The 24253-nt window shown below is 73.9% G+C and carries 27 protein-coding genes; 11 read left to right on the top strand and 16 right to left on the bottom strand.

Features of this window, described 5'->3' with window-relative positions:
* Positions 1-71: 71 nt before the first annotated feature.
* The 5 genes from ACIRVF_RS25320 to ACIRVF_RS25300 form a co-directional block, all read right to left on the bottom strand.
* Positions 72-836 (bottom strand): D-Ala-D-Ala carboxypeptidase family metallohydrolase, encoded by a 765-nt coding sequence (locus ACIRVF_RS25320; protein ID WP_402821985.1) that lies wholly within the window; start codon positions 834-836, stop codon positions 72-74.
* A gap of 100 nt (positions 837-936) precedes the next feature.
* Positions 937-1662 carry a peptidoglycan-binding protein gene (locus ACIRVF_RS25315; protein ID WP_402821982.1) on the bottom strand — a complete coding sequence of 242 codons (726 nt, stop codon included), beginning with the start codon at positions 1660-1662 and terminating at the stop codon, positions 937-939.
* Between the two features lie 332 nt (positions 1663-1994).
* Positions 1995-3086 carry an N-acetylmuramoyl-L-alanine amidase gene (locus ACIRVF_RS25310; RefSeq protein ID WP_402821979.1) on the bottom strand — a complete coding sequence of 364 codons (1092 nt, stop codon included), beginning with the start codon at positions 3084-3086 and terminating at the stop codon, positions 1995-1997.
* A gap of 126 nt (positions 3087-3212) precedes the next feature.
* On the bottom strand, positions 3213-3602 hold the full coding sequence (locus ACIRVF_RS25305) for a peptidoglycan-binding protein (protein WP_402821977.1): 390 nt from the start codon (positions 3600-3602) through the stop codon (positions 3213-3215).
* A gap of 151 nt (positions 3603-3753) precedes the next feature.
* Positions 3754-4512, bottom strand: a complete 759-nt coding sequence (locus tag ACIRVF_RS25300) for a DeoR/GlpR family DNA-binding transcription regulator (RefSeq protein ID WP_402821975.1) — start codon at positions 4510-4512, stop codon at positions 3754-3756.
* Between the two features lie 264 nt (positions 4513-4776).
* On the opposite strand from ACIRVF_RS25300, the gene ACIRVF_RS25295 reads away from it, so the two are divergent.
* Positions 4777-5061, top strand: coding sequence for an amidohydrolase family protein (locus ACIRVF_RS25295; protein WP_402821972.1), 285 nt, complete (start codon positions 4777-4779; stop codon positions 5059-5061).
* A gap of 62 nt (positions 5062-5123) precedes the next feature.
* Here the strand turns inward: ACIRVF_RS25295 and ACIRVF_RS25290 are convergent, their stop codons facing one another.
* Genes ACIRVF_RS25290 through ACIRVF_RS25280 form a run of 3 tightly spaced genes read right to left on the bottom strand, consistent with a single transcriptional unit; the run spans position 5124 to position 7823 of the window.
* Positions 5124-5978, bottom strand: coding sequence for a ketose-bisphosphate aldolase (locus ACIRVF_RS25290; RefSeq protein WP_402821970.1), 855 nt, complete (start codon positions 5976-5978; stop codon positions 5124-5126).
* Positions 5975-6919: a 1-phosphofructokinase family hexose kinase gene (locus tag ACIRVF_RS25285; protein WP_402821967.1), complete on the bottom strand. Its 945-nt coding sequence runs from the start codon at positions 6917-6919 to the stop codon at positions 5975-5977. Before ACIRVF_RS25285 ends, ACIRVF_RS25290 begins: the two co-directional genes overlap by 4 nt.
* 31 nt (positions 6920-6950) lie before the next feature.
* Positions 6951-7823 (bottom strand): SIS domain-containing protein, encoded by an 873-nt coding sequence (locus ACIRVF_RS25280; RefSeq protein ID WP_402821965.1) that lies wholly within the window; start codon positions 7821-7823, stop codon positions 6951-6953.
* Between the two features lie 139 nt (positions 7824-7962).
* Here ACIRVF_RS25280 and ACIRVF_RS25275 point away from each other — a divergent pair, with 139 nt between their 5' ends.
* Complete coding sequence (locus ACIRVF_RS25275; protein WP_402821962.1) at positions 7963-9171, top strand: 4-hydroxybenzoate 3-monooxygenase; 1209 nt, start codon at positions 7963-7965, stop codon at positions 9169-9171.
* On the opposite strand, the gene ACIRVF_RS25270 is transcribed toward ACIRVF_RS25275, so the two are convergent.
* The 5 genes from ACIRVF_RS25270 to ACIRVF_RS25250 form a co-directional block, all read right to left on the bottom strand.
* Positions 9156-10802 (bottom strand): multicopper oxidase family protein, encoded by a 1647-nt coding sequence (locus tag ACIRVF_RS25270; RefSeq protein WP_402821959.1) that lies wholly within the window; start codon positions 10800-10802, stop codon positions 9156-9158. The genes ACIRVF_RS25275 and ACIRVF_RS25270 overlap by 16 nt on opposite strands.
* A 121-nt stretch (positions 10803-10923) precedes the next feature.
* Positions 10924-11628 carry a hypothetical protein gene (locus ACIRVF_RS25265; RefSeq protein ID WP_402821956.1) on the bottom strand — a complete coding sequence of 235 codons (705 nt, stop codon included), beginning with the start codon at positions 11626-11628 and terminating at the stop codon, positions 10924-10926.
* Positions 11629-11784: 156 nt separating this feature from the next.
* On the bottom strand, positions 11785-12255 hold the full coding sequence (locus ACIRVF_RS25260) for an ATP-binding protein (RefSeq protein ID WP_402821953.1): 471 nt from the start codon (positions 12253-12255) through the stop codon (positions 11785-11787).
* A 111-nt stretch (positions 12256-12366) separates the two neighbouring features.
* Positions 12367-12840 (bottom strand): STAS domain-containing protein, encoded by a 474-nt coding sequence (locus tag ACIRVF_RS25255; RefSeq protein ID WP_402821950.1) that lies wholly within the window; start codon positions 12838-12840, stop codon positions 12367-12369.
* A gap of 128 nt (positions 12841-12968) precedes the next feature.
* A complete protein-coding gene (locus tag ACIRVF_RS25250) occupies positions 12969-13904 on the bottom strand; it encodes a SigB/SigF/SigG family RNA polymerase sigma factor (protein WP_402821947.1) in 936 nt (311 codons plus the stop codon).
* A gap of 225 nt (positions 13905-14129) precedes the next feature.
* On the opposite strand from ACIRVF_RS25250, the gene ACIRVF_RS25245 reads away from it, so the two are divergent.
* The 5 genes from ACIRVF_RS25245 to ACIRVF_RS25225 all read left to right on the top strand — a co-directional run bounded on the left by ACIRVF_RS25245 (position 14130) and on the right by ACIRVF_RS25225 (position 18114).
* Positions 14130-14564 carry an SRPBCC family protein gene (locus tag ACIRVF_RS25245; RefSeq protein ID WP_402821944.1) on the top strand — a complete coding sequence of 145 codons (435 nt, stop codon included), beginning with the start codon at positions 14130-14132 and terminating at the stop codon, positions 14562-14564.
* A gap of 93 nt (positions 14565-14657) precedes the next feature.
* On the top strand, positions 14658-15026 hold the full coding sequence (locus ACIRVF_RS25240) for a PRC-barrel domain-containing protein (protein WP_402821941.1): 369 nt from the start codon (positions 14658-14660) through the stop codon (positions 15024-15026).
* A 175-nt stretch (positions 15027-15201) separates the two neighbouring features.
* Positions 15202-15597 (top strand): SsgA family sporulation/cell division regulator, encoded by a 396-nt coding sequence (locus tag ACIRVF_RS25235; RefSeq protein WP_402821939.1) that lies wholly within the window; start codon positions 15202-15204, stop codon positions 15595-15597.
* Between the two features lie 406 nt (positions 15598-16003).
* Entirely contained in the window at positions 16004-17161 is a 1158-nt protein-coding gene (locus tag ACIRVF_RS25230; RefSeq protein WP_402821938.1) for a mechanosensitive ion channel family protein, read from the top strand.
* Between the two features lie 116 nt (positions 17162-17277).
* Entirely contained in the window at positions 17278-18114 is an 837-nt protein-coding gene (locus tag ACIRVF_RS25225; RefSeq protein WP_402821936.1) for a hypothetical protein, read from the top strand.
* On the opposite strand, the gene ACIRVF_RS25220 is transcribed toward ACIRVF_RS25225, so the two are convergent.
* The 3 genes from ACIRVF_RS25220 to ACIRVF_RS25210 form a co-directional block, all read right to left on the bottom strand.
* Positions 18101-18967, bottom strand: coding sequence for an NAD-dependent protein deacetylase (locus tag ACIRVF_RS25220; protein ID WP_402821934.1), 867 nt, complete (start codon positions 18965-18967; stop codon positions 18101-18103). The two genes, ACIRVF_RS25225 and ACIRVF_RS25220, sit on opposite strands and share 14 nt — an antisense overlap.
* A gap of 88 nt (positions 18968-19055) precedes the next feature.
* On the bottom strand, positions 19056-19904 hold the full coding sequence (locus tag ACIRVF_RS25215; RefSeq protein ID WP_402822436.1) for a serine hydrolase: 849 nt from the start codon (positions 19902-19904) through the stop codon (positions 19056-19058).
* 173 nt (positions 19905-20077) lie between these two features.
* Positions 20078-21025 (bottom strand): LysR family transcriptional regulator, encoded by a 948-nt coding sequence (locus ACIRVF_RS25210; RefSeq protein WP_402821932.1) that lies wholly within the window; start codon positions 21023-21025, stop codon positions 20078-20080.
* 133 nt (positions 21026-21158) lie between these two features.
* On the opposite strand from ACIRVF_RS25210, the gene bla reads away from it, so the two are divergent.
* The 4 genes from bla to ACIRVF_RS25190 all read left to right on the top strand — a co-directional run bounded on the left by bla (position 21159) and on the right by ACIRVF_RS25190 (position 24230).
* Positions 21159-22106: a class A beta-lactamase gene (bla, locus tag ACIRVF_RS25205; RefSeq protein WP_402821929.1), complete on the top strand. Its 948-nt coding sequence runs from the start codon at positions 21159-21161 to the stop codon at positions 22104-22106.
* Positions 22107-22268: 162 nt separating this feature from the next.
* Positions 22269-23285: an MBL fold metallo-hydrolase gene (locus ACIRVF_RS25200; RefSeq protein ID WP_402821926.1), complete on the top strand. Its 1017-nt coding sequence runs from the start codon at positions 22269-22271 to the stop codon at positions 23283-23285.
* A 229-nt stretch (positions 23286-23514) separates the two neighbouring features.
* Positions 23515-23829, top strand: a complete 315-nt coding sequence (locus tag ACIRVF_RS25195) for a metalloregulator ArsR/SmtB family transcription factor (RefSeq protein ID WP_402821923.1) — start codon at positions 23515-23517, stop codon at positions 23827-23829.
* Positions 23826-24230: an SRPBCC domain-containing protein gene (locus ACIRVF_RS25190; RefSeq protein WP_402821920.1), complete on the top strand. Its 405-nt coding sequence runs from the start codon at positions 23826-23828 to the stop codon at positions 24228-24230. The genes ACIRVF_RS25195 and ACIRVF_RS25190 overlap by 4 nt, the downstream gene beginning before the upstream one ends.
* Positions 24231-24253 lie beyond the last annotated feature (23 nt).

Genomic DNA, 24253 nt, shown 5'->3' with positions numbered 1-24253 from the left:
ACGCGGCACCGCGCCCCTGGGAAGGGCGCGGTGCCGCGGCACGTTCGGGGCCTTCAGGGGGGCGTTCGCGGCTACGCGACGCCGTCCTGCCACCACCAGAAGCCCGAACCGTAGTTGGAGTGCTCGATCCGGCTGTCCACGTGCTGCCAGGAGACGGTGTAGGTCTCCAGGCCGGAGAAGCCGCAGGTCTCGGCGATCCGGTAGACGGAGAGCGTCGACAGGCCCGAGACGGCGATGTCGGCGGCCACCCCGTAGGTGTGCATGGAGTTCCCCGCACCGCCCACCGAGGAGTTGTACGCGGTGCTGCGGAAGCCGGAGTTGACGGTGATCGCGCGGTCGCCCGCCTTCTTGCGCAGCGCCTCCAGCTTGTACATGGTGCGCCGGACGTTCTCCTGCACCTCACCGGAGCCGACGTTGCCGCCGCCGAAGCCCGAGCCGTCGTGGCTGGTGAACTCCGACCAGTTGAAGTGGGCGGTGGAACCGTCCGACTTCTCCAGTGAGTTGAGCACGCCGAAGGTCTGCGGGCCGGCCACGCCGTCAGCGCTCAGCCCGTACGCGGCCTGGAACCGGCGCACCGCGGCGGCGGTGCCGGGCCCGAAGGAGCCGTCCACGGCCACGTAGGTCTGCGAGGCGGAGTCCGCCGCCCAGCCCGCGACGCGGATCTGGAGCTCGGCCACAGCCGGACCGGACGAGCCCTGGCCGAGGGTGCCGGACCAGCCGTAGGCGGCCGCCGGACGGGCGAACCCGATGTTGGCGGCCGCGGCGAGTCCGGCCGCTGCCACGGCGCCGGTGCCGTAGCGCAGGAGTGAGCGGCGGTCGAGGGAAGAGCTGTTCACTGCGTGCTCCTTCGAGGAGTCGGCACGGGGGGACGTCGATCAGGGACGAAAGGGGTGAACAGGGTGAACAGGGACGAACAGGACCGGGTCAGCGGGCCCGTCAGTACCAGTTGTGGGCCTGCCAGAAGCTCCAGGCCGAGCACGGGTCACCGTAGCGGCCCTTGATGTAGTCCAGGCCCCACTGGATCTGGGTGGCCGGGTTGGTCTGCCAGTCGGACCCGGCGCCGGCCATCTTGTCGCCCGGCAGCGACTGCGGGATGCCGTAGGCGCCGGAGGACGGGTTGGTGGCGTAGACCTTCCAGCCGCTCTCGTGGATGTAGATCTGGTCCAGGCAGCCGAACTGGCCGCTCACGCTCCAGCCGTGGCTGGGGAACTTCCACTGGGCGGTGATCTGCACGGTGCGGGCGACGCCCATCGCGTTCATGGTGGCCGGGCCGGCGATGCCGTCGGCGCTCAGGTTGTGCGCGCGCTGCCAGTCGGTGACGGAGCCGGCCGTGCCGGACCCGTAGGCGCCGTCCGCGCCCGCGCCGGCGACGCGCTGGACCTCGGCGACCTTGTTGTGCAGGGCCAGCTCGGTGCGGGCGCCGTACACGCCGTCCTCGTCGAGGCCGTTGTCGTGCTGGAAGCTGCGGACGGCGGCGGTGGTCTGCGGGCCGTAGTTGCCGTCGACGCCGCTGCTCGCCAGGTAGCCGATGCCGACCAGGTTGCGCTGGACCCAGGTGGTGCTGTCCAGTGCCTGGGCCTGTGCCGGCAGCAGGGCCAGCGCGACGAAGGCGAGCACGGCCACGGCCAGCCCGCGCAGTGCCGGGGTTGTCTTCACGGTCATCCCATTCCTCAGGTGCCCGTCGGATGATCGGGCGGTGTCGCCCACTCTCGGGGGCCGCTCGGCCGTCCCGCCACGGATCGGCGGCACCGGGGACGTCCCGGTGCGCTCCTGGGACACCGTGGGACGGCCGTGGGACGGCCGTGGGACGTTGTGGGGACGGTGCTCGGCACGTACTGGGGAGGGCATGCGCGGCACCGGTGACACCGGGCGGGCACCGGCAGGCACCGGCGGGCACCGGCGGGCACCCCATGACACCCCCTCAGGCCGGCGGGGACGGCCGGTGGCCGGTCCCGTTCACCGCCGACGGGCCGGCCACCGGTGCACGGGGGCGGTCAGGCCAGCAGCCGGCTCCAGGTCCGGGCGTCCACCACTCCGTCGGCCGGCAGCCCCGCCGAGGACTGGAAGGACGTCACCCCGGCCTGGGTGCCCGGACCGAACGCGCCGTCCACGCTCACCTGGATGCCGTGCGCGACCAGCTGACCCTGCACGCCCTGCACCGCGCTGCCCGAGGCACCACGCGCCAGCGGGGCCACGGCCTGGGACCAGGTCTGGTTGCCCGCGACGCCGTCGGCCGAGGCGTGCACGGTGTTCTGGAAGGCCGTCACGGCGGCCTGGGTGGCGGGCCCGTACGCCCCGTCCACGGTCAGCGACTGGCCGCGCTGCACCAGCAGGTACTGCAGGGTCTTCACGTTCTCGCCCGAGGCGCCGCTGCTGAGCACCGGCCAGACCGGGCCGGTCGGGTCCCCGCCGATCCGCGCCGCGACGTCACGGCGGATCTGCGGAATCAGCGCGTAGAGGCGGTCGCCGGGGCACTCGGTGTTGTTGAAGTCGCGGTGGCCGTAGACCTGGTAGGCGCGCAGCCCGTACTGCCGGCAGATGTAGGTGATCAGGTCGACCAGCGCCGCGTACTGCTGGCTGCGCGGGTCGACGGTGCTGTACGTGCCCTCGTTCTCGATGCCGATCGCCACCGTGTTCTGCCCGGTGCAGTGGGCCGACTCGACGTGCTGGGTGCCGTCGCGCAGGGTGGCCAGGCTGCTGTGGCGGCCCTCCGTGATGTACGCGCCGCGGCTGACGGTGAAGTGCTGGCCGGTGTCGATCCAGTGCTCGCTGTCCATCTGGTAGCTCTGCATCGAGCGGGCCAGCGAGAACGCGGCGGCCTGCGAGTAGTCCGTCACGTTGGGCGTCGCGGTGTGGTGCACGATCACCTTGTCCGGCGCGCCCGCCAGGAAGTTGAGCGGGCTGCTCGCGGGCCGGGCGCCCCAGGCGCCGGTGTCGGCGATCACCGGTCCGGTGGCGGCCCGGGCCACCCCGGCGGTCACGGCGGAGCCGAGCAGGGCGCCGGTGCCGACGGCGAGGGCGCCGGCCAGGAAGGAGCGGCGGCCGGGGCCGACAGGGTGGGCGGGGGTCACGGGGGGAACGTTCATGCGGGACTACCTGGCCCTTCAGGGGTCAGCGGAGCGGAAGGCGGAAAGGCCCCTGCCCCCGGGCCTGCTGACGGCGCGGGGGCAGGGGTGCGCGGGATGCGTACGGGCGTTGCGGGGGGCGCCCGGTCAGGAGCTGGTGGGCAGGGCGGCCTTGCACTTGCCGTCCTGGCTGGAGTCCCCGTAGGCGAGCAGCATGTCCCCGGTGAGCGGGCCCACGATGCCGTCCGCGCTCTTCGTGTAGCTGATCAGGCTGTTCTGGAACCAGCGGATCGCGTTGTCCGTGTTCGGGCCCCAGTACCCGTCCTCCTTGAGCTGCGGGTACCAGCCGCCGCGGGCCTGGCTGAAGGCGTTGATGTCGTGCTGGACGCACCACACGGCGGTCCAGTTGTTGGTCTGGCCGGGGCCGACGTACTTGGCGTTGGTGTTGGCGCCGGCCGTACCGGCGAAGGCGCCCAGGGCGACGGCGGCGGAGGCCGCCACCACGGCGGCGCGCTTGACCAGGGAATGGAGGGCCACGGTTCTCCTCGGATCTCGGCAGGGGTCCGCGGTGCGGCGGACCGAACGGCTGCCACGCTAGGAGCGCGGCGGTCCCGTCCACCACGCTTCGCCGTCCCTCCCGCGTCCCTCCGCCGTCCCGGGACGGGCCGTCCGCCGCTCCCCCGGGCGTTCAGGCCCGCCGGACCCTGACTCCGCACTCCGTGATCGCGTGCTCCTGGGCGTCCGGGAGTCCGGAGTCCGTCACCAGGTCGTGGACGTCGCTGAGCGGGCAGATGGTGGCGAAGGTGACCCGGCCGACCTTGGTCCGGTCGGCGAGCACCACCGTGTGGGCGCTGCTGCGCAGGAAGGCCCGGTCGGTCTGTGCCTCCATCTCGTCGTGGGTGGTGCAGCCCTGCTGCACGGTCAGGCCGTCCACGCCGATGAACGCGAGGTCGAGGTGGTACTGGTCCAGCATCCGCTCGGCGGCCGGGCCGACCAGTTCGTAGCTGGCCGAGCGGGCGAGTCCGCCGATCACCACCAGCCGGACCTCGGGGCGCACGATCAGCTCGGCGGCGATGTTGACCGCGTTGGTGACCACGGTGACGTTGCCGCGCTCGCCCAGCACCCTGGCCAGCTCGGTGGTGGTGGTGCCGCCGGTCAGGCCCACCACGGCGCCCTCCGGCACCAGTTCGGCGGCGGCCCGGGCGATCCGGCGCTTCTCCTCCTGCTGCTGGTCGCCCCGGTGCCGCAGCGGGATCTCCAGGTTGACCGCGCCCGTCACGGCACCGCCGCGGGTGCGCTGGAGCAGCCCCTGGTCCTGCAGTTCCTGCAGGTCCCGGCGCACGGTCGCGTCCGACACCCCGAGCAGTTCGGAGAGCGTGCGCACGTCCGCGCTCCCCGCCTCGGCGATGTGCGACACGATCCTGGCGGCGCGATCAGCTTTGAGCATGGACGGAGTGTAGTTCAGCCCGCGTCGACGGTCGGTGACTGCGGGTTCTTCCTCGGCCGTTGCCCTCGCCGGCCCCCGGCGGTCCGCGGTTTCCTGCCTACAGATGCTTGAACTCCTGCATTTTTGAACATATACAAGCACGAACGCGCATCGCACTGCTCATCACCGAAGCGGAACCGGACGGAACGAGACGGAACGAGACGGAAGAGGCCATCACCGTGACCGACCGCATCATCCTGTCCGGCGCCCGAGAACGGCGTCGCGATGCTCCCGGACGGCAGCTCCATCGCGGGGTCGACGCTCACCCTCGACCGCGTCTTCCGGAGATCCGTCCAACGCGGCACCCTGACCCTCGACCAGGCCGTCGAGTCGCTCTGCGCCACCCCTGCCCGCCTGCTCGGCCTCGCCGACTCGGTCGGCTCCCTGGAGACCGGCAAGCTCGCCGACCTGGTCGCGGTCGACTCCACCGGCTACGACCCGGTCGCCGTCATGCGCCAGGGCCGCTGGGTCCTGGGCGGCGACAGGTTCCCCACCGTCAGGTCCGCCTGACCACCCCCGCCACCAGCCCCCGCACGGGCCGTCCCCCGCAGCCGGCAACCGAGCCCAGGACCTCAGGGGGCAGCCGCGGAGTGGGGGGCGGTCAGGAGGCTCAGGAGGCGGGTGACTTCACGGCTGACCGCGTTGCGGGCGGCCCCGAGGTAGGTGCGGGGGTCGACCAGGGTGGGGGCGGTGGTCAGGTGTCGGCGGACCGCCTCGGTGAAGGCCTTGTTGAGGTGGGTGGCAATGTTGATCTTGGTCATGCCGTGGGCGACGGCCGCGGCCAGGGTGGTCTCCGGGACGCCGGAGGAGCCGTGCAGCACGAGCGGCACCGTGACGGCCGCTCGCAGGGCGGCGATCAACCCGAGGTCCAGGGCAGCCGTGCGGGTCAGCATGGCGTGCGAGCTGCCGACGGCGACGGCCAGCGCGTCGACGCGGGTGCGTCCGACGAACTCGGCGGCCTGTTCCGGATCCGTCCGGGCCCCGGGGGCGTGCACTCCGTCCTTGCCGCCGACCTCGCCGAGTTCGGCCTCCACCCACACGCCCGCCTCGTGGCACAGCGCGGCCACCTCCGCCGTGGCGCGCAGGTTCTCCTCGTACGGCAGCGCCGAGGCGTCGAACATCACCGAGCCGAACCCCAGCCGGAGCGCCTGCTCCACCAGTGGTCGTTCGCTCGCGTGGTCCAGGTGGACGGCCACCGGAACGGCGGCGGCCGCCGCCACCGCCAGCGTCGCGCTGCCGATCGGCGTCAGGCCGCCGTGGTAGCGGACCGCGTTCTGGCTGATCTGCAGCACCACCGGCGTCCCGGCGGCCTCGGCCCCGGCGACGATGGCCTCGGCGTGTTCCAGCTGGATGACGTTGAACGCCCCGACCCCGCGGCCCTTGCTCAGCGCGGGCGCGACGATCTCTCCGGTTCCGACGAGGGTCACGGTTCTCCTTGGGGCTGGGCCGGCTGAGGGCGGTCCGACCGCTCGACCAGGACCAGGTCGAGCAGCCGGTGGTAGGCGTCGGCGTCGTAGTGCCCGGCCTGCGGGGCGAGCACGGTGGCGGCGGACAGGGCCACGGCCTGCCGCAGCCGCTCGGGCCAGGGCGCCGCACGGACCAGGCCGAGGGCGAGGGCGGCGACCGCCGAGTCGCCCGCGCCGGTCGGGTTGCCGGGCAGCGGCTCGGGCGGGCGGGCCCGCCAGCCGCCTTCGGGGGTGGCGGCGAGCAGGCCGTCCGGGCCGAGCGAGGCCACCACGGCGGCGGCCCCGGCGGCGCGCAGCCGCTCGACGCCCCGGACCGGGTCCTCGGTTCCGGTGGCCGCGGCGAGTTCGTGGGCGTTGGGCTTCACCACGGCCGGGCGCGCGGGCAGCGCCCGCAGCAGCGCCTGCCCCTCGGCGTCCAGCACGGCGGGCACCCCGTGGGAGCGGGCGAGGTCGATCAGCGTCCGGTAGGCGTCGGTGGGCAGTCCGGGCGGCAGGCTGCCGGAGAGCACGACGGCCGAGGCGCCCCCCAGCAGCCGGTGGTAGTGGACCAGGAATCGCCGCCACTCCGCCGTCGTGACCTCCGGTCCGGGCTCCAGGAAGACGGTGGTGTCCTGGTCGTCCGCCACCGCGACGGTGCGGCGGGTCTCCCCCGCCACTTCGACCAGTTCGTCGCGCAGCCCGGCGGCGGCGAGGTCCGCTCGCAGGGCCTGGCCGCTCGGGCCGCCCGCCAGGCCGGTGACGACCGCGGCCTCGCCGAGCGCGGTGAGCACCCGGGCGACGTTGACGCCCTTGCCCCCGGCCTGCTGCCGGACGTTCCGCACCCGGTTCCCGGCGTGCGGGCGGACGACGGCCAGCCGGTAGGTGAGGTCCAGCGCGGGGTTGGGCGTCACGGTGAGGATCACGAGCCGTCCCGGTCGGCGGGCCGGCGGCGGGTCACGGCTGGTCCAGCACGATCGAGCGGGTGAGGTGGCGCGGCCGGTCGGGGTCGAGCCCGCGACGGACGGCGAGGGCCACGGCGAGCCGCTGGACCCGGACCAGTTCGGCCAGCGGGTCGAGCCGGGCGGTGTTCACGGCGGCGCCGGTCGCCCCGGCCTGCTCGGGCAGGCCGTGGGGCGGGGTGTCGAGGAACCACACCAGACTCTCCGGGCCGCTGACGCTGATCGGGCCGTGGCGGTACTCCATGGCCGGGTAGGACTCGGCCCAGGACCCCGAGGCCTCCCGGACCTTGAGCGCGGCCTCGTTCGCCACACCGCTGCTCCAGCCCGTCCCGAGGAAGGTGAACTGCCGTGCCTCCAGGGCGCCTCGGGGCAGCGGCGCGTCGAGCGCGGCGCGGGCCTGCGCGGGCAGGTCCGCCGGGGCGGCGCCCAGGTGGGCGCGGAGCAGGGCGAGCGCGGTGGTGGCGAACCTGGTCTGGACGACGGACTTCTCGTCGGCGAACTCCAGCGCCACCAGGTGGCGCGCGGCGGCGCCGACCGGGGTGCGCGGGTCGGCGGTGACGGCCACGGTCTCGGTCGTGCCGGTCCGGGCGAGGGCGTCGAGCACCTCGGTGGTCGTGCCGGAGCGGGTGAGGGCGACCACCCGGTCGTACCGGCGGTCGGCCGGGAACTCGGAGGCCGCGAAGGCGTCGGTCTCGCCCAGTCCGAGGGATTCGCGCAGCACGGCGTAGGCCTGGGCGATGTAGAGCGAGGTGCCGCAGCCGATGACGGCGGCCCGCTCGCCGGGTTCGGGCAGGTGCCGCGGGGTGAGTTCCAGTGCGCGCTGCCAGCAGTCGGGTTGGCTGGCGATCTCTTCGTCGACGTGGGCCATGAGGTCCTCCTGCGCGAGACTGCACGAACATGCGTGAAGCTGATCGATTTATAGTCCAGCTCGCCAGTACCGCGCAATAGTGCGCATCCCCGATCAGCTTCGAGCAGAGGCACCCAGCGGTGGCTAAGCTCCCCGTACTGTGACTGATGGTCAGAAGAATCGAACAGCCCAGGACTCCGCCGACGTCGTCATCCTCGGGGCCGGACCGGCCGGGCTCACGCTCGGAAACCTCCTCCACGCCGCCGGGATCGACTGCGTCGTCCTCGAACGCGCCGACCTCGCCCACGTCCGGACCAGGGCCCGGGCCGGTTTCCTCGCCGCCAACACCGTCCGGGTGCTGGAGCGCCACGGCCTGGCCGACGGCCTGCACCGGCGCGGCCGGCCGCACGGCACCTGCGAGTTCCGCACAGAGAACGGCGGCTTCCGGCTCGACTACGGCAACCTCGGCCGCGGCGAGCGGCACACCGTCTACCCCCAACAGGACCTGGTCGGCGACCTGTTGACCCACTACCTGGACGCGGGCGGCCGGATCCGCTTCGAGACCGAGGCGCGGACCGTGCAGGAGGCCGCCGGCCCCCGCCCCACCGTCGAGGTCCGGGAGGCCGGCGGCCGCCCCGGCCGGTGGCGGGCCCGGTACGTGGCCGGCTGCGACGGCCGCCACGGCGCCGCCCGGCGCTCCCTGCCGGCGGGCACCCTCCGCCACCACCGCGACCACGGCGTCACCTGGCTCGGCCTCCTCGCCGAGGCGCCCCCGAGCCTGGACGCCGTCGGCTACGCGATGCACCCGGACGGCTTCGCCGGCCACATGGCCCGCACCGCCGACATCACCCGCTACTACCTCCAGTACGAGCGCGGCCTCCCGGGCGACGCCTGGTCCGAGGAGCGGATCTGGGCGGCCCTCGACCGCCGGATGTACACCGCCGTGCACGGGCCGCTGCACCACGGCCGGATCGTCCAGCGCTCCGTCATCGACCTGGAGTCCGACGTGGTCGAACCGCTGCGGCACGGCTCGCTGCTGCTGGCGGGGGACGCCGCCAGCCTGCCCGCCCCCGCCGCCGCGAAGGGCGCCAACCTCGCCGTCCTGGAGGCGGAGTTGCTCGCCGAGGCCCTGATCGACGAAGTCTCCCACGGCGACTCCAGGGCGCTCGACGGGTACTCCCGGCGCTGCCTCGCCCACATATGGCGGGCGCAGGAGTTCGCCCACTGGATGATCCAGCTCCTGCACGCCCCGGCCGGCGCGGGCGAGGAATCGTTCTTCCACGAAGCCATGCGGCGCTCCCGCGTCGAATCCCTGCGCACCTCGCACACCTACCAGAACTGGTTCGCCGAGAACTACGTCGGCATCTGACCGCCCGTGCGCCGGCCCGGCCGCCTCGGTTCGACGTACTCGACGGTCTGCATCATCCCGAGGTCCTCGTGCTGGAGCTGGTGGCAGTGGGCGACGGTGCTGCCGGTGAAGTCCTCGTACCGGACCAGGAAGGTGACGGTGTCGCCGGGCCTGCCGCCGGCCAGGTCGACGGTGTCCTGCCAGACCGGCGGGTCGAGCCGCTCGCCGTTGCGGTGGGTGACCTGCACGTGGTTGGTGTGCAGGTGGAAGGGGTGGCTGAAGGCCGGGTGGGTCTCGTCGGTGCGCACGGTCCACCGCTCGACGCTGTCCAGCTCCAGGGTGTGGTTGACGTAGCCGGGGTCGAACAGGCCGTACGCCTCGTCCCGGGCGAGGTCGCCGTCGGGATCGGCCGCGGGGGTCGGGTTGCTCCCGAGGACGCGGAACGCGTTGGGGAACGACCCGCCGAAGACTCCGGGGTCGACGTGGAAGACCACCTCGCGGTCGGCGTCCGGGTTGGTGATGTCGTCCTCGTCGAGGAAGGGTTTGCCGGCCGGCAGGGTGGTCGGCAGCTCCATCGGCGGTTCGACGGCCGGGCCGGTCACCCTGACCGTCATCAGCGGCGCGGACACCCCGTCGGCCCGCAGTTCGTAGCTGCCGGGGTCGCCGCCACGGACCAGCACGTCGGCGCGGTTGCCCATGGCCAGGCGCAGCCGGTCGGTGGCGACCGTGGCGGGGAAGGTCACGCCGTCCAGGGCGATCTGGTGGAAGGTGAGGTCCCGCTCCCCGTCGGTGAGCCGCAGCGGCAGCGCGGTGAACGCCGTCGCGCAGACCAGCCGCCAGCGCTGCACCTCGCCCGGGCGCAGCGTGAGGGTGGGGTTGACCCGGCCGTTGACGGTCAGTGTCGCCGGGACGGCGGCCAGCGCGTTCCCGGAACTGAACTCGGGGACCTCGCCGTCCTTGAGCCTGAGCTCGTTGACGCAGACGACGAGGTCGGCGGCCGCCGCGATCTCGGGCACCTCGTCGACGTCGCCCTCGACGACGAGGACCCCGGCCATCCCACCGACGAGCTGTACGGAGGTGGCCCCGTGCAGGTGCGGGTGGTACCAGTGGGTGCCGGCCGGGTGGTCGGCGGGGATGTCGACGGTCGTCACGTACCGCGGTTCCGGGGCGCCGGCCTCGACCTCGTCGGCGGTGCGGGGCGCGAACTCGCGGCGCACGTTGTCGGCGTCCCCGGACGGGGAGACGTGCAGGCCGTGGGTGTGCAGGTTGAAGCTGTTGAGGTTGTGCGGCCGGTTGTGGCCGCCGCTGTGGGGCGCGTTCGGCGGCAGGCCGTTGACCTGGGTGAGCCGCAGGGTGTCCCCGGCGCGCACCCGAAGGGTCGGTCCCGGGATCGTCCCGTTGTAGGTGCGGGTGGTGACCGTCCCGTAGCCCGGGACGACGGTGTCCGTGAACCGCACGTCGAGCGTCTCCTCCAGCACCGCCCCCGGCGTGCCGGGCACCGGCCGCCCGGTCCGGACGGCCGGCTGCGGGAAGGGAGCGGGCGCCGCGGCGGCGTACCGCCGGGAGAGGATCCCGTCGGACGCCGCCACGAGGACTGCGGTGGGGATCGCCTTGAGCACTGACCGACGACTGATTCCGACATTTTCGCTCATGGTCGGGCAATCTAGGTCAACTCTCCGGAGCCACCCGGAAAGCACACCGCGCACCCGCCGGACATTGGGCCTTCCGCACCACTCCTGACGCCGCTCCAGGCATCGCTCCAGCCTCCCGGGCTCAGCCCGCCGCCCAGAGCGTCACCGTGGCCTCCACCTGGTAGTCCGCCGGGGCGATGGAGTCGACCTTGATCAACGCGGTACGGCCGCCCGGGCTCTTCAGGCAGACCAGCGACCCGGCCTTCACGTGCACCGAGTCGCCCGCGTGGCCGGCCGCCCAGTCCGCGCAGGCGGCCGCCGAGGGCGGAGCCTGGCCCGTCCAGAGGCCGAAGGTGTCGTGGTCCATCTGGATCTCGTCCCGCAGGACCGCCTCGGTGTCACTGAACCCGGTCGCGTAGATGCCCTGGGGGAACCCGGGGTGGCGCCCCGGCGGGGTCAGGTCGAAGTCGATGCCGCCCTCGAAGGGGATCCCGACCTGACCGGCCCAGACCACGGCGAGCCCGGTCGGCGACGACGCGGGTGGAGCGGGCGCAGCCGTGGAGGCGGTTCCGCCGGCTCCGGCGCCCGCGGAGACAGTCGCCGCGGGCGCGCCCGCCCCGGGCGGCGCCGCGCCCCGCGTCAGGGCCGGTTCGGCGGGCGTGCCGCCGTGCGGCAGGATCGCCGTCCCCAGGACGAGCGCCAGGATCCCGACCCCGACCACCCCGACCCGGGCTCCCCCGCTCTTGGGACCGGGCAGGCTGATCCCCGCCCCGCTCGCGGCCTCCTTCGCGAACGCGACCACGAAGCACAGCAGTCCGAACACCCACAACGTGATGGTTCCTGCCACGGCCCCCGCCCCCATGCTGCCCGTGCCGCCGAGATCGAACGCGCAGATGGTACCGGTTGCCTGCCGCTTCGGCAGGTCGATTCACCGCCGGTCAACCACCGCCGCCCCGGGAAGGCCCTCCCGGAAGTGCGCCGCCGACCGGGTCGGGGGCGGCGGTCAGGGGCCGGGGTGCGGGGGCCGGGCGTCGATCTCGGCCCAGACCGTCTTGCCGTCGACGTGCGGCAGCGCTCCCCAGCGGGTGGCGGCGTTCTGGACGATGAACAGCCCGTGTCCGCCGGGCAGGCCCGGACGGTGCGGGCGGCGGGGCTCGGGCAGCACGGTCGAACGGTCGCTGACCTCGATCCGCAGGCGCGCCTCGGAGGCGTCGAGCACGAGGTCGACGGGGCCTCCGGCGTGCAGCATCGCGTTGGCGACGAGTTCGGCGACCAGCAGCACGATGTCGTCCTCGCCGCCCGGGGCGCCGGTCGGCCACGACCAGTCGGCGACCGCCTGCGCGGTGTACGCGCGGGCGCGGGCCACGGGTTTCGGCAGCCCGGCCAGGTGCAGGCGCCGGCGCTGGCCGCCGGGCGGCAGTGTGGGGCCGGTGCCCGGCCGGTCGCCGTCGAGGGTTGCCCGGCTGGTCGTCATGTGCGGGTTCCCCTTCGGTTCCGGCGCGGTTGTCCGCTTCGTCGTTCCACGTCGTCTGCTCGGTTTCCCGACCACTGCCGAATTATGCGCGTCCTCGCCCGGTCGCGGTACTCACCGGGGCGCGGCGAGCGCGGCGTCCACGCTCGGGTGGAGCGAGAACACGGTATCGGCGCAGGTCAGTTCCAGCAGCCGTCGGACGGTGAGGGAGGGCGCCGCCAGCCGGAAGGTCACGTCCGCCGAGGCGGCCGCCATCCTGGTCTGCAGCAGCAGGTTCAGGCCGGAGGAGTCGCAGAAGTCGACGCCCGCGAGGTCGACGACGAGCAGTGGCGGATGCTGCCCCACCAGGTCGTCGAGGGTGCTGCGGGCCGGCTCCAGGGTCTCGATGTCGAGGTCGCCGGCCAGCGTGCAGACGGCGGCCCGGGTGTCGGTGTGCCAGGTGCGCACGGCCAGGTCGGGCCCGGCCGGGCCGAGCCCCGACGGGGCGGCTCCGGACGGGCTGCCCGTCCCGAAGGGATCGGAGGGTGCGGTGGTCGGCTGCGCGGTCACGGACTCGTTCTCTGCGGGCATCGTCTTCTCGGATGGCATCGTCGTCGTGTTCCCTCCACGGGTGTGCCCCACGAGCCTACGCACGCCACCCGGCGAAAGGCCAGGCCGTGCCGGGCCGCGGGTGGCGTGCGTGACGTCGGGTCTGCTCCTGGTGACCGTGGGTCGACTCAGGTGGCGGTGAGGCCCGCCCGCAGGTTGGTCAGCGTGCGGTTGAGGAGCCGGGAGACGTGCATCTGGGACAGTCCGAGGCGGGCGCCGATCTGGGACTGGGTGAGTTCCTCGCCGAAGCGCATGGACAGGATCAGCCGGTCCCGCTCCGGCAGGGCGGCGACGAGCGGCTTGAGGACGATCAGGTTCTCGATCGTGTCGAACCTCGTGTCCTCCTCGCCGAGGCGCTGGGCGAGCGGGCCGAGGTCCTCCTCGCCCTCGGTCCCGGGCGCGTCCAGGGAGCCCGCGGTGTGGCCGTTGGCGGCGGCGAGGCCCTCGACCACCTCCTCCTCCGGCCGGCCGAGGTGTTCGGCGAGCTCGGCCACCGTCGGCGAGCGGCCCAGGTCCTGGAACAGCACGTCACGGGCCTTGGCCAGGGTGATGCGCAGTTCCTGCAGCCGACGCGGCACGTGCACGGCCCAGGTGGCGTCGCGGAAGTGGCGGCGGATCTCGCCCATGATGGTCGGCAGCGCGAAGGTGACGAACTCCGCGCCGTGATCGGGGTCGAAGCGGTCGATCGCCTTGATCAGGCCGAGCGAGCCGACCTGGATCAGGTCCTCCTCGGGCTCCCGGCGGTTGCCGATCCGGCGGATCGCGTAGCGCACCAGGGACAGGTTGAGCTCGATGAGCGTGGCCCGCACGTACGAGTACTCGGCGGTGCCCTCCTCCAGCGTCGACAGCCGGGCCAGCAGCACCCTGGTCAGCTCGCGGGCGTCACCGGGCGCGACCTCCCTCGGATCCTCGACGCCGGCGAGCTCCGGGAGCTCGGGGTGCCTGGTGGACCCGGGGAGCCCGGGGACGGCGGCGCGGTCGGCGCCGGGCGCGTCGACCGTCGGGGCCTCGTCCGGGGCCGCGGCTGTCACCCGGTGGAGGAGTTCGTCACTGGTCGTGGCCATGTCGGTCCTTTCCCCTCGGCGTACGGTCCGTCCCCGGTTACCCGCCGAACCCGCTCGCATGCCGGTCGGCACTGTGAGGATTGCGTGAACGAACGGCCGGACCGTGGAGCGGCGGGCGCACTCCGTACGGTACCGGTCGCGGTTCGTGCATGCCCGGCGGGGATCGGGGCACCCGGACCTCGTGCAGGACCGGAAGGCCGAGGAGGAGAAGGGGAGAACGGGACGATGGGACGGATCGAGGAATCGGTCGAGGTAGCCGCGCCGCTCGGCGAGGTCTACCGGCACTGGGTGCACTGCGAGGACTTCCCGCAGTTCATGCGCGGCGTGGTCAGCGTGGACGTGTCCGGCCGGGGCAGCAGCAGCTGGGTGGTCGAAACCGCGGGCGGGCGGCGGGAGTTCGAGGCCGTGACCACCGAGGTGGTGGAGGGCGAGCGGGTCGCCTGGGACGGCGGCAACGGCCCGGTGCGGCACAGCGGCGTGGTGACCTTCCACCACGTCGACGACCGGACCACCCGGGTGATGCTCCAGCTGGAGGTCGAGCCGCACGGGCTCTGGGCGCACCTCGCCGAGGCGCTCGGCTTCGTCGACCGCCGGGTCATCGACGACCTGAACGACTTCAAGCACCACGTCGAGCGGAGCAGCGGACCGCCCACGAGCTGAACGGCCGCCCAAGGATCGCGGATCCGTGGGCATGGACCGCGGCATCGGGGGCAGCCGAGCCCGTACGACCCACCCGGACGAACGGAGGCAGTCATGCACGAGCGCCACAACATATGGGAGTTCCGCACCGCCGCCGGGCACACGGCCGGCACCGACCTGGTCGGCTTCCACGTCGAGGCCACCGACGGCGCGATCGGCAAGGTCGACAAGCTGTCGGAGGAGGTCGGCGAGCAGTACCTGGTCGTGGACACCGGGCCGTGGATCTTCGGCCGGCGGGTCCTGCTCCCGGCCGGCACCGTGACCCGCATCGAAATCGGCGAGCAGAAGGTCTACGTCGACCGCTCCAAGGACGAGATCAAGCACAGCCCCGATCTCGACGACGCCGGGTCCGAGCAGGAGAACGACACCCGCGAACGCTTCGGGCCCTACTACGACCGGTTCTACGGCGGCCGGATCCTCTGACCGGGCAGCCGGAGGACCCGCCGGGAGAACCGGACCGCGCCGCAGCACCACAGCACCACAGGCACCGCAGCACGGCAGAGCGACCGGCACCACAGACCGGCACCACAGACGAACGGGCGGGAACGGCCTCGGCCGTCCCCGCCCGACGAATCCCGGGACAAAGGGGAACCCTTCCATGGAATGTCTCACCACCCGGCTCACCATGCGGCTGATGACCGGCGACGAACGCAGCCGGGACCTGACCGTCGACTGGTCCTACCGGGCCACCGAGCCCCACGCGGTGGAGCTGGACTTCACGTCCTACCAGGCGGAGGCGGTGTGGTCGCTCTCGCGCGACCTGCTCATCGCCGGCCTGAACGAGCCCTCCGGCGAGGGGGACGTCCACGTCACGCCCTACGACGACACCCACCTGCTGATCGCGCTCGCCGGACGGGAGGGCGTCGCTCTGCTCGCCGTGCCCGCCGGAGCGGTCGCGGGGTTCCTGGCCGACACCCTCAAGCTCGTCCCGCCCGGGCAGGAACACACCCGGATCGACTGGGACCGGGGTCTGGAGGACCTGCTGGCCGCCTGATCCGCGTGCCCCGCCTGATCCCGCACCCCGCCGGAACGCACCGCATCCCAACGAGAGGAACCCTCGCCATGACGACCGCCCCAGCCCAGCCCGGCCTGCCGTCTCCCGCGCCGGAGCCCGAGACGCCCCCGAGGCCGGCGCCCGGCCCGCCCCTGCTGCCCGACCCCCCGCCGCCGCCCGGCTCGCCCGTCCCTCCGCCGGAGCCCCGGCCGGCGCCCGGCCCGGTCCCCGAACCGGCCACCCCGCTCCCGGGCCGGCCGCACCCGGTGGAACCGCCGGACTGAACGGCCGGAACGACCCGCCCGAACGACCGGGCCGGCCGACCGCATCGGCTGAACGGCCCGGCCGACGAGCCCTGGTGTACCGCCTCCCCCGGCGGTCCGCGAACCCGAAAGGAGCGCAGAGCATGTGGTGGAGCCTGCTCCGCCTCGCCGTCGCCGGCCTCGCCACCGCCCTGTTCACCTACGGCCTGGACCGGGCCGTCCAGGTGCTGGCACGGCGGCTGGCGGCCCCCTGGGGTGCGGGTGGCGTCCCGGAGGTGCTGCGCAGGTGCCGTCGCCCGGTCCTGGCACTGACCGGGTGCCTCCTGCTCTCCGCCGCCCAGCCGTGGATCAACGCCCCGTCCGAGGTCCGCGACGGACTGCGGCACCTGGCCGTGATCCTCGCGATCACCGCGGGCGGGTGGCTGTGCGCCCGCCTGGTCGCGGTCCTGGTGGACGGCGCGGCCCGGCTCGCCGTGTACCGCCGCGAGCCGGCCTGGGCGGGACGTGCCCGGACCCAGGCCAGTCTGCTCGGCCGCATCTGCCAGGCGGTCGTCGCGGTCGTCACCCTCGGTGCCGTCCTGATGACCTTCCCTGCGGTGCGCGGCATCGGTACGAGTTTGCTGGCCTCCGCCGGGCTGGCCGGCGTGGTGGCGGGGGTCGCGGCACAGAGCACGCTCGCCAACGTGTTCGCCGGGGTGCAGATGGCCTTCGGCGACCTGGCCCGGATCGGCGACGTCGTGGTGGTGGCCGGCGAGTGGGGGACGGTCGAGGAGATCACCCTGACGGCCGTGGTGATCGAGACCTGGGACCAGCGCCGGCTGGTGATGCCGATGTCGTACTTCGTCGGCCGCCCGTTCGAGAACTGGTCCCGCCGCTCCAGCCGGATCACCGGCACCGCACTGCTCCACCTCGACCACCACGCCCCGGTCGGGCTGCTGCGGCAGGAGTTCGACGACTACCTGGCGAAGAGCGAGCTGTGGGACGGCCAGGGCAGCGCCCTCCAGGTGGTCGACACCACCCCGACCACCATCGTGGTCCGGGTGCTGGCCACGGCGGCGAACGGCAGCGACGCCTTCGAGCTGCGCTGCCGGCTGCGCGAGCACCTGATCGGCTACCTGCGCGACGAGCACCCGTACGCCTTGCCGCGAATCCCGGTGGCGGAGGCTCCGGTGCGGCGTCCGGACCGCCCGGAGACCCCGCGTGCCTACCGCACCCCGCACAGCTCCCACGGCCCCCATGACGCGAGGCCGCCGTCCCAGAGCCGCCGGGGGCAGGACGCGAGGCACGGGGACGCGAGGTAGGGCACGCGAGGTAAGGCACGCGAGCAGGCACCCCAGGGCAGGCCACCCGGGGCGGGGCACCAGCGGCAGGGCGCCCCGAGGTAGGCTGAGCCGATCGGATGATCTTCGGGAGAACCATGCCTGCCGCAGCCCAGCCCCGCGTCCTGCTCGTCACCGACCTGGCCTACCAGGCCCGGGGCCGCCGGTACTGCGACGAGGACATCGCGCTCTCCGCCCGGCTGCGCGAGGACTTCGACGTGGCCCTGTGCCACCCGCTGGACGCCGCCGCCCTGCTGGACTCCTTCGACGTGGTCCTGATCCGCAACAGCGGCCCGGTGCTCAACTACCGTGCCGCGTACGAGGACTTCCGCGACCGGGCGCTGGAAAGCGGCGCCCGGGTCCACACCCAGCTGACCGGGCGCGCCGACATGGCCGGCAAGCAGTACCTGCTCGACCTCACCGCCGCCGGGTACCCCGTCATCCCCACCGTCGACCGGGCCGAGGACCTCTCCCGGCTGCCCGTCGTCCCCGAGTACGTGGTCAAGCCGAAGCTCGGCGCCGACTCGATCGGCCTGCGGATCGTCGCCCGTGAGCAGCTCGGCACCGTGCCGTACGCCGAGGACGTCCTGGTCCAGCCGCTGATCCGGTTCGCCTACGAGGTCTCGTTCTACTTCGTGGACGACGCCTTCCAGTACGCCCTGCACGCCCCCGACCCGGAGCAGCGCTGGCGCCTCGAACCGTACGAGCCGACCGCCGCCGACCTGGAGTTCGCCCGGCGCTTCATCGCCTGGAACACCGTCGAGCACGGCATCCAGCGGGTCGACGCCTGCCGCACCCCCGAGGGCGAACTGCTCCTGGTCGAGCTGGAGGACCTCAATCCCTACCTCTCCCTCGACCTCGTCGACGAGGCCACCCGGGACCGCTTCGTCGCCGCCCTCAAGGCCTCGCTGCACGCCCTCGCTACCCGGCCCTGACCCGCCGGGCCGCCTCGGTCAGCACCGCGCCCAGCGGCAGCGCGACCCGGGCCTCGGCCAGCTCGTCCCCGCGGGTCACCCCCTGGTTGACGATCACCACGGGGGTGCCCGCGCGGGCCGCGTGACGAACGAAGCGCAGCCCCGACATGACCGTGAGCGAGGAGCCGAGCACCACCAACGCCTGGGCCGCGTCCACGAGTTCGAAGCAGCGCTGGACCCTGGGCCGGGGCACGCTCTCGCCGAAGAACACCACGTCCGGCTTGAGCACTCCGCCGCACACCGTGCACGGGGCGACCCGGAACCCGTCCACCAGCTCCTGCGGCAGCTCGGCGTCACCGTCCGGATTGGCCCGCGCCCGGCCGTCCCGGAGACCGCCGTTCAACTCCTCCAGCCGCCGGTCCAGCTCCGCGCGCGAACCGGTCCGCCGACATCCCAGGCACACCACCCGGTGCAGCCCGCCGTGCAGTTCCACCGCCCCACGCGTCCCGGCCGCCCGGTGCAGGCCGTCCACGTTCTGGGTGATCACCGCCGAGATGTGCCCGGACCGCCGCAGCTGTTCCACGGCCCGGTGCCCGGCGTTCGGCTCCGCCCCCGCGATCGTCCGCCACCCCACGTGGCTGCGCGCCCAGTACCGCCGCCGCGCCGCCTCGCTCCCCACGAACTCCTGGTACGTCATCGGCACCCCGCGCCGTCGGCTGCCGGTCTCCCCCCGGTAGTCCGGGATCCCCGACTCGGTCGACAACCCGGCCCCGCTGAGCACCACCACACCCCGCCCGGCCAACCGGTGCACCAGCACCTCCAGGCCGGCCTCATCGACCGCCGTACCGCCGAGCCCGGCCACGGACACACCCATGCCGCCCAGCCTAGGACCAGCGGCCGGACCCACGCGACGGCGCGGGCCGAGCGGGTACCGGCCGGAGCGTCCGGGGGCCGTCCCCCGTTCAGCGCGCGATGAGCCGGAGGGCGTCGACGGCGAGACGGGCGGTGGTGCCGATGGCGGCGTCGGCGGCGGGGAGCGCCATGGTGGTGGCGGCGGCGCGGGTGAAGACGGCCAGGGCGTAGCGGCCGCCGTCGGGGTACTCGACCACGCCGACCTCGTGGCGCAGGGTGGGCAGGGTGCCGGTCTTGCCGTGGAGGCGGACGTCGTCGAAGGGGAAGCCGGAGGCCAGCCGGTGCGGCCAGACCTGGAGGCCGAGCAGGCGGCGCAGCGCGGCGCCGGGTTCGCCCGGGCACGCGTCGCCGTGCCAGAGGGCGGCGAGCAGGGCGGTCATCTCACGGGCGGTGCTGCGGTTGGTGAAGGCCGGGTCGAGGACCCTGAGCCGGGCGACGACGGCGGGATCGACCGGGGAGTCCTGGCCGGTGTCCTCGGCGAGGGCGGCGACCAGCTCGCGGAGGGGGTGGACGGCGACGGTGCGGGTCAGGCCCAGCTCGGCCATGGTGCGGTTGACGGCGTCCAGGCCGATCTCGTCCCAGAGCACGTCGGCGGCGGCGTTGTCGCTGACCGCGACGGTCAGGTAGGCGAGGTCGCGCAGCGAGAGCCGGGCGGCGTCGAGCATGACCGACAGGCCGGTGCTTCCCGGGGTGCGGCCGGTGGCGGGGAGGTCCACCTGCCGGGTCAGGTCGATCCGTCCGGCGGCGGCCTCCCGGTACAGCGTGACCAGGAGGCAGAGCTTGTGGACGCTGGCGGTGCTGACCGGGGTGTCGGCGCCGAGCGCGAGTTCGGCGCCGGTGTCGAGGTCGCGGGCGTGCAGCAGGCCGGTGACCCCGGCTTCGGCGAAGGCGGCGGCGATGCGGGCGCGCGCGGCGCGGGTGCCGGCGGGGTCGCGGCGGGCGGCGTCGTCCCTCGGGCGCTCTCCGCCGGCGCGGTCGGCGCTCGTGCGGTCGGCGCTCGTGCGGTCGGCGCTCGTGCGGTCGGCGCTCGTGCGGTCGGCGATCGTCCGGTCGGCGCTCTTGCGGTCGCTGGTCACAGCGGGAACTCCATTGCGGGCCGGGGGAAGAGCGGGCGGTTGGGCGGCTGGGGCAGCAGGCCGCCGGATTCGGTCAGCGCCCGGTGGGCGGCCTCGGCGAACAGGCGGACGGCGGGCCCGTCGCGCCCGGCCGGCCAGGCGGTGGAGGTGCGCCAGGTCAGTGGCGTGCCGGTGAGCGGACGCCAGACCGTACCGGGCGGCGCCACGGTGCGCGGCCCCAGGGCGACGGCGCTGCCGGTGAGCACCAGTGCGCCCGCGACGTCCGGGCCGGGCGGGTCCACGACCGCCTCCGGGGTGCAGCCGTGCCGGGCCAGGGTGGTGAGCATCTCGTCGTACAGCGCCGGGGCGGTGGCGCGGGGGAAGAGCACCAGACGCCGCCCGGTCAGCTCCGCCACGGCCAGCTCCGGGTGGTCGGCGTGCGGGCCGTCGGCGGCCAGCAGCACGCCCAGCGGCTGGTGCAGCACCGGGCCGAATGCCAGGCCCGCGGCCGGGCAGGGGTGGCGGACGACGGCGACGTCCACCGTGTGCTGGGCGAGTTCGCGCACCGCCGCCTCGACCGGCAGTTCCCGCAGGTCGAGCCGGGTGCCCGGGGAGGCGCTCTCGAAGCCGGTGAGCAGCGCGGCCAGGGCCGCCGGCCCGAGGTCGGGCGGTACGGCCGCGCGCAGGGTGCCCGCCCGGCCGGTGCGCAGGTCGGCCGCGACGGCGAGCAGGCGGGCGGAGCTCTCCAGCACCTCCTCCGCCTCGTCGAGCAGCAGCCGGCCCGCCGGGGTGAGCACCACCCCGCGCGGACCGCGGTCGAACAGGGTGACGCCGAGTTCGCGTTCCAGGCGCTGGATCCGCTGGGAGAGCGAGGGCTGAGCGATCCGCAGCCGTTCGGCGGCGCGCCCGACATGCCGTTCCTCGGCGACGACACGGAAGTGGCGAAGATGCCCCAGCAGGTCCATGAGCAGCCATCATAGGCAGTTTCCTATGGACCTCTTCACCATCATGGTCTTGGACTGGAGTTCTGACGGCCTGTTTAGGTGAGGCCACGGCCCGATCACCCGGCCTTCCCGTACGCCTATCCGGAGACCACCGATGACGTCGTCGTTCCGCCTCCCCCGTACCGTGCTGCCCGCCGTCGCCCTGCTCGCGGCGGCTCCGACCGTCGGCTGCGGCCATGGCACCTCCGGCGGCACCGGCGCGCCGGTGCCGGTCGCGACCACCGCCACCACGACCACCGCCACCACGACCTCCGCCGGCCCGACCGACGCCGCCTTCAAGGACCTCGAACAGCGCTTCGGCGCCCGCCTCGGCGTGTACGCGGTGGACACCGGCAGCGGCCGGGAGGTCACCCACCGCCCCGACGAGCGCTTCGCCTTCGCCTCGACGATCAAGTCGCTGCTCACCGGGGCGCTGCTGCGCACGGCGAGCGACCAGGAGCTGGACAAGGTGGTCAGCTACCGCCAGGAGTCCGTGCTGACCTGGGCACCGATCACCTCCCAGCACGTGGCCACCGGCATGAGGGTGCGCGACCTGGCCGCCGCCGCCATCGAGTACAGCGACAACACGGCCGCCAACCTCCTCCTCACCGAGCTCGGCGGTCCGGAGGCCCTCCAGCGGACCCTGCGCGAGCTCGGCGACCCGACCACCAACGTCAACCGCAACGAGCCCACCCTCAACGAGGCGACCCCGGGCGACCCCCGCGACACCAGCACGCCCCGCGCGTTCGCCGCCGACCTGCGCCGCTACACCCTCGGCGACGTCCTGACGGAGGACCGGCGCCGACTGCTCACCGACTGGCTGGTCGGCAACACCACCGGCGCCGAGTTCATCCGCGCGGGTGTGCCCGCCGACTGGAAGATCGGCGACAAGACCGGCACCGGAGACTACGGCACCCGCAACGACGTCGCCGTCGCATGGCCGTCCGGCGGGCGCAGCCCGATCGTCCTCGTCGTGCTGTCCGACCGCGGCAAGGCCGGCGCCACCTCCGACGACGCCCTGATCGCCGAGGCCACCAAGGCCGTCGTCACCGCCCTCGGCTGACTGTCCACGGCCGACCGCCAATTGCTGCCCTACCGGTCGGCCGCCGCCGCGCCGGAAACCCCGGCCGCGCCGGGCAGCTGCCGCTGACCCCGAACGAACCGTCCCGAAAGGCTGTCGACGATGACCCTGACCCCCCGTCCGAACCCCCCTCTGGTCTCCCCTGTGAACCCCCGTCGGCACGCGCCCGCCGCCGAGCGCCTGTCGCGCCGCCGTCTGCTCACCGCCTCCGCGACCCTCGCCGGCGCCACCGCCGTGACGGGAGCCGCCCCCGGGCGGGCCGCCACGACGGCCGGCGTCCGCTCCTCCGACCGCCGACGGCACCGCCCCGGCCCGCCCGGCTCGGCCGGGGTACGGCTGCGCTGGCTGGGCAACAACGGCTGGGAGATCACCTTCGGTGATCCCGGCCGGCCCACCACGATCCTGATCGACCCCTGGATCACCCGCTTCCGCACCGGGACGTACACCCCGAAGGGCGCCGACCCCGCCACCCCGCTCAGCGTCGACACCGCCCTCATCGACGACCTCCGGCTGCGCGCCGACCAGATCCTGGTGACCCACGGCCACTACGACCACCTGCCCGACGTCCCCTACCTCGCCGCCCGCACCGGCGCGACCGTCCTCGGCACCGAGACCCACGCCAACCTGCTGACCGCGCTGGGCGCGCCCGAGGACCAGCTGTCGGTGGTGCACGGCGGCGAGTACCTGCAGTTCGACGGCTACACCATTCAGGTCATCAACTCGCTGCACTCGATGACCGGCCCCCGCTCCAGGGTGCCCTTCCCCGGCACCCGCCCCGGCTCGCCGCCGCCCCGCCCGCGCGTCATCTCGGACCTCGTCGAAGGCGGCACCCTCGCCTACCTGATCACCGTCGGTGACGGGCTGGGCATCCTCGACAGCGGCGGCGCCAACTACGACGCCCGCCACCTCGCCGGCCTCGCCCCGGACGTCCTCCTCCTCCAGCCCGGCGGGGCGTCCGTCCCCGGCTACGTCCCCCGCCTCCTCGACGTCCTCGACCATCCGTCGTACGTCGTTCCCACCCACTGGGACGACTTCGATCACCCCCTCGCCGAACCCGCCCGCGACTGGGGCGGCCTCGCCGAGCTCGAAGCAGCCGTCCACCGGGCCGACCCGGGCGCCCGCTTCCTGCGCCTCGACCACCTGGAGAGCTACACCTTCTGACCGGTGGACGGCTCCGGCCCAGGGGGCCTGACCGGAGTCGGGGGAACCACACCGTCCTGCCTCGCCGTGCGCCGCTGCGGACCGTCCTCGGTGCGGGCACCCCACCGTCCTCGGTGCGGGCACCCCACCGTCCTCGGGGCGGGCACCCTGCTCACCCTGCCCATCTCCACCCGACACCACGCGTCGGAAGAAGTTGACATGTCGGGAGTCTCCGACGCATCGTGGAGCCATGGCGGACGTCGATGTCTTCAGCGCGCTGGCCAACCCCGTGCGGCGGAAACTGTTGGAGAGCCTGCGGGCCGGGCCACGGGCGGCCGGGGAACTGGCCGGGGAGTTCGAGCTCAGCCGGCCGGCCGTGTCCGAGCACCTGGCGGTGCTCCGGAACGCCCGGCTGGTGCGGGAGGAACCGCGCGGGCGACATCGGTACTACCACCTGGAGCCAACCCCTCTGGCCGAGGTCGAGGAGTGGCTCCACCCCTTTGAGCACTACTGGCGGGCGCGGATGCGTTCGCTGCGCGAGCTCCTGGACGAGGAGAGGTCATGACCGAGAAGGCCGCGATCCACTGCGACGAGTTCCTGCCGTACCCGCCGGCGCGGGTCTGGGAGGCGCTGACCGATCCTGAGCTGCACGCGCGGTGGTGGGCCGCCGGGGACGTGAAGGCGGTGGTGGGACACCGGTTCACCCTGGACATGGGGCCGTGGGGGCAGCAGCCCTGCGAGGTGGTCGAGGTGGAGGTGGAACGGCTGCTGCGCTACAGCTTCGCGGCCGGGACACTGGACACCACCGTCACCTGGCGGCTGGTGCCCGAGGGGCACGGCACCCGACTGCTGCTGGAGCACACGGGCTTCGACCTGGACACCCCGATGGGTCGGCAGGCCCACCATGGGATGGGACAGGGCTGGCCGTCGGTGCTGCGCAGGATCGCCCCGGCGCTCGCGGAGTGAGCAGCGGGCAGAGCGGAGTGCGG

The sequence above is a fragment of the Kitasatospora sp. NPDC101157 genome, from assembly GCF_044768255.1.
Taxonomy (GTDB): Bacteria; Actinomycetota; Actinomycetes; order Streptomycetales; family Streptomycetaceae; genus Kitasatospora.
The sequence above is the reverse complement of the archived record's forward strand: the minus strand, read 5'-3'. Positions and strand labels throughout refer to the sequence as shown.

Excerpts from the sequence above, each read along its gene's own strand:
- ACIRVF_RS25230 (WP_402821938.1), top strand. The coding sequence starts at position 16,004 with ATGTGGTGGAGCCTGCTCCGCCTCGCCGTCGCCGGCCTCGCCACCGCC.
- ACIRVF_RS25260 (WP_402821953.1), bottom strand. The coding sequence starts at position 12,255 with ATGACGACCAGCCGGGCAACCCTCGACGGCGACCGGCCGGGCACCGGC.
- ACIRVF_RS25280 (WP_402821965.1), bottom strand. The coding sequence starts at position 7,823 with ATGGCCCACGTCGACGAAGAGATCGCCAGCCAACCCGACTGCTGGCAG.
- bla (WP_402821929.1), top strand. The coding sequence starts at position 21,159 with ATGACGTCGTCGTTCCGCCTCCCCCGTACCGTGCTGCCCGCCGTCGCC.
- ACIRVF_RS25195 (WP_402821923.1), top strand. The coding sequence starts at position 23,515 with ATGGCGGACGTCGATGTCTTCAGCGCGCTGGCCAACCCCGTGCGGCGG.
- ACIRVF_RS25270 (WP_402821959.1), bottom strand. The coding sequence starts at position 10,802 with ATGAGCGAAAATGTCGGAATCAGTCGTCGGTCAGTGCTCAAGGCGATC.
- ACIRVF_RS25295 (WP_402821972.1), top strand. The coding sequence starts at position 4,777 with ATGCTCCCGGACGGCAGCTCCATCGCGGGGTCGACGCTCACCCTCGAC.
- ACIRVF_RS25220 (WP_402821934.1), bottom strand. The coding sequence starts at position 18,967 with ATGGGTGTGTCCGTGGCCGGGCTCGGCGGTACGGCGGTCGATGAGGCC.
- ACIRVF_RS25245 (WP_402821944.1), top strand. The coding sequence starts at position 14,130 with ATGGGACGGATCGAGGAATCGGTCGAGGTAGCCGCGCCGCTCGGCGAG.
- ACIRVF_RS25235 (WP_402821939.1), top strand. The coding sequence starts at position 15,202 with ATGGAATGTCTCACCACCCGGCTCACCATGCGGCTGATGACCGGCGAC.
- ACIRVF_RS25255 (WP_402821950.1), bottom strand. The coding sequence starts at position 12,840 with ATGCCATCCGAGAAGACGATGCCCGCAGAGAACGAGTCCGTGACCGCG.
- ACIRVF_RS25225 (WP_402821936.1), top strand. The coding sequence starts at position 17,278 with ATGCCTGCCGCAGCCCAGCCCCGCGTCCTGCTCGTCACCGACCTGGCC.
- ACIRVF_RS25315 (WP_402821982.1), bottom strand. The coding sequence starts at position 1,662 with ATGACCGTGAAGACAACCCCGGCACTGCGCGGGCTGGCCGTGGCCGTG.
- ACIRVF_RS25240 (WP_402821941.1), top strand. The coding sequence starts at position 14,658 with ATGCACGAGCGCCACAACATATGGGAGTTCCGCACCGCCGCCGGGCAC.
- ACIRVF_RS25250 (WP_402821947.1), bottom strand. The coding sequence starts at position 13,904 with ATGGCCACGACCAGTGACGAACTCCTCCACCGGGTGACAGCCGCGGCC.
- ACIRVF_RS25210 (WP_402821932.1), bottom strand. The coding sequence starts at position 21,025 with ATGGACCTGCTGGGGCATCTTCGCCACTTCCGTGTCGTCGCCGAGGAA.
- ACIRVF_RS25190 (WP_402821920.1), top strand. The coding sequence starts at position 23,826 with ATGACCGAGAAGGCCGCGATCCACTGCGACGAGTTCCTGCCGTACCCG.
- ACIRVF_RS25310 (WP_402821979.1), bottom strand. The coding sequence starts at position 3,086 with ATGAACGTTCCCCCCGTGACCCCCGCCCACCCTGTCGGCCCCGGCCGC.
- ACIRVF_RS25300 (WP_402821975.1), bottom strand. The coding sequence starts at position 4,512 with ATGCTCAAAGCTGATCGCGCCGCCAGGATCGTGTCGCACATCGCCGAG.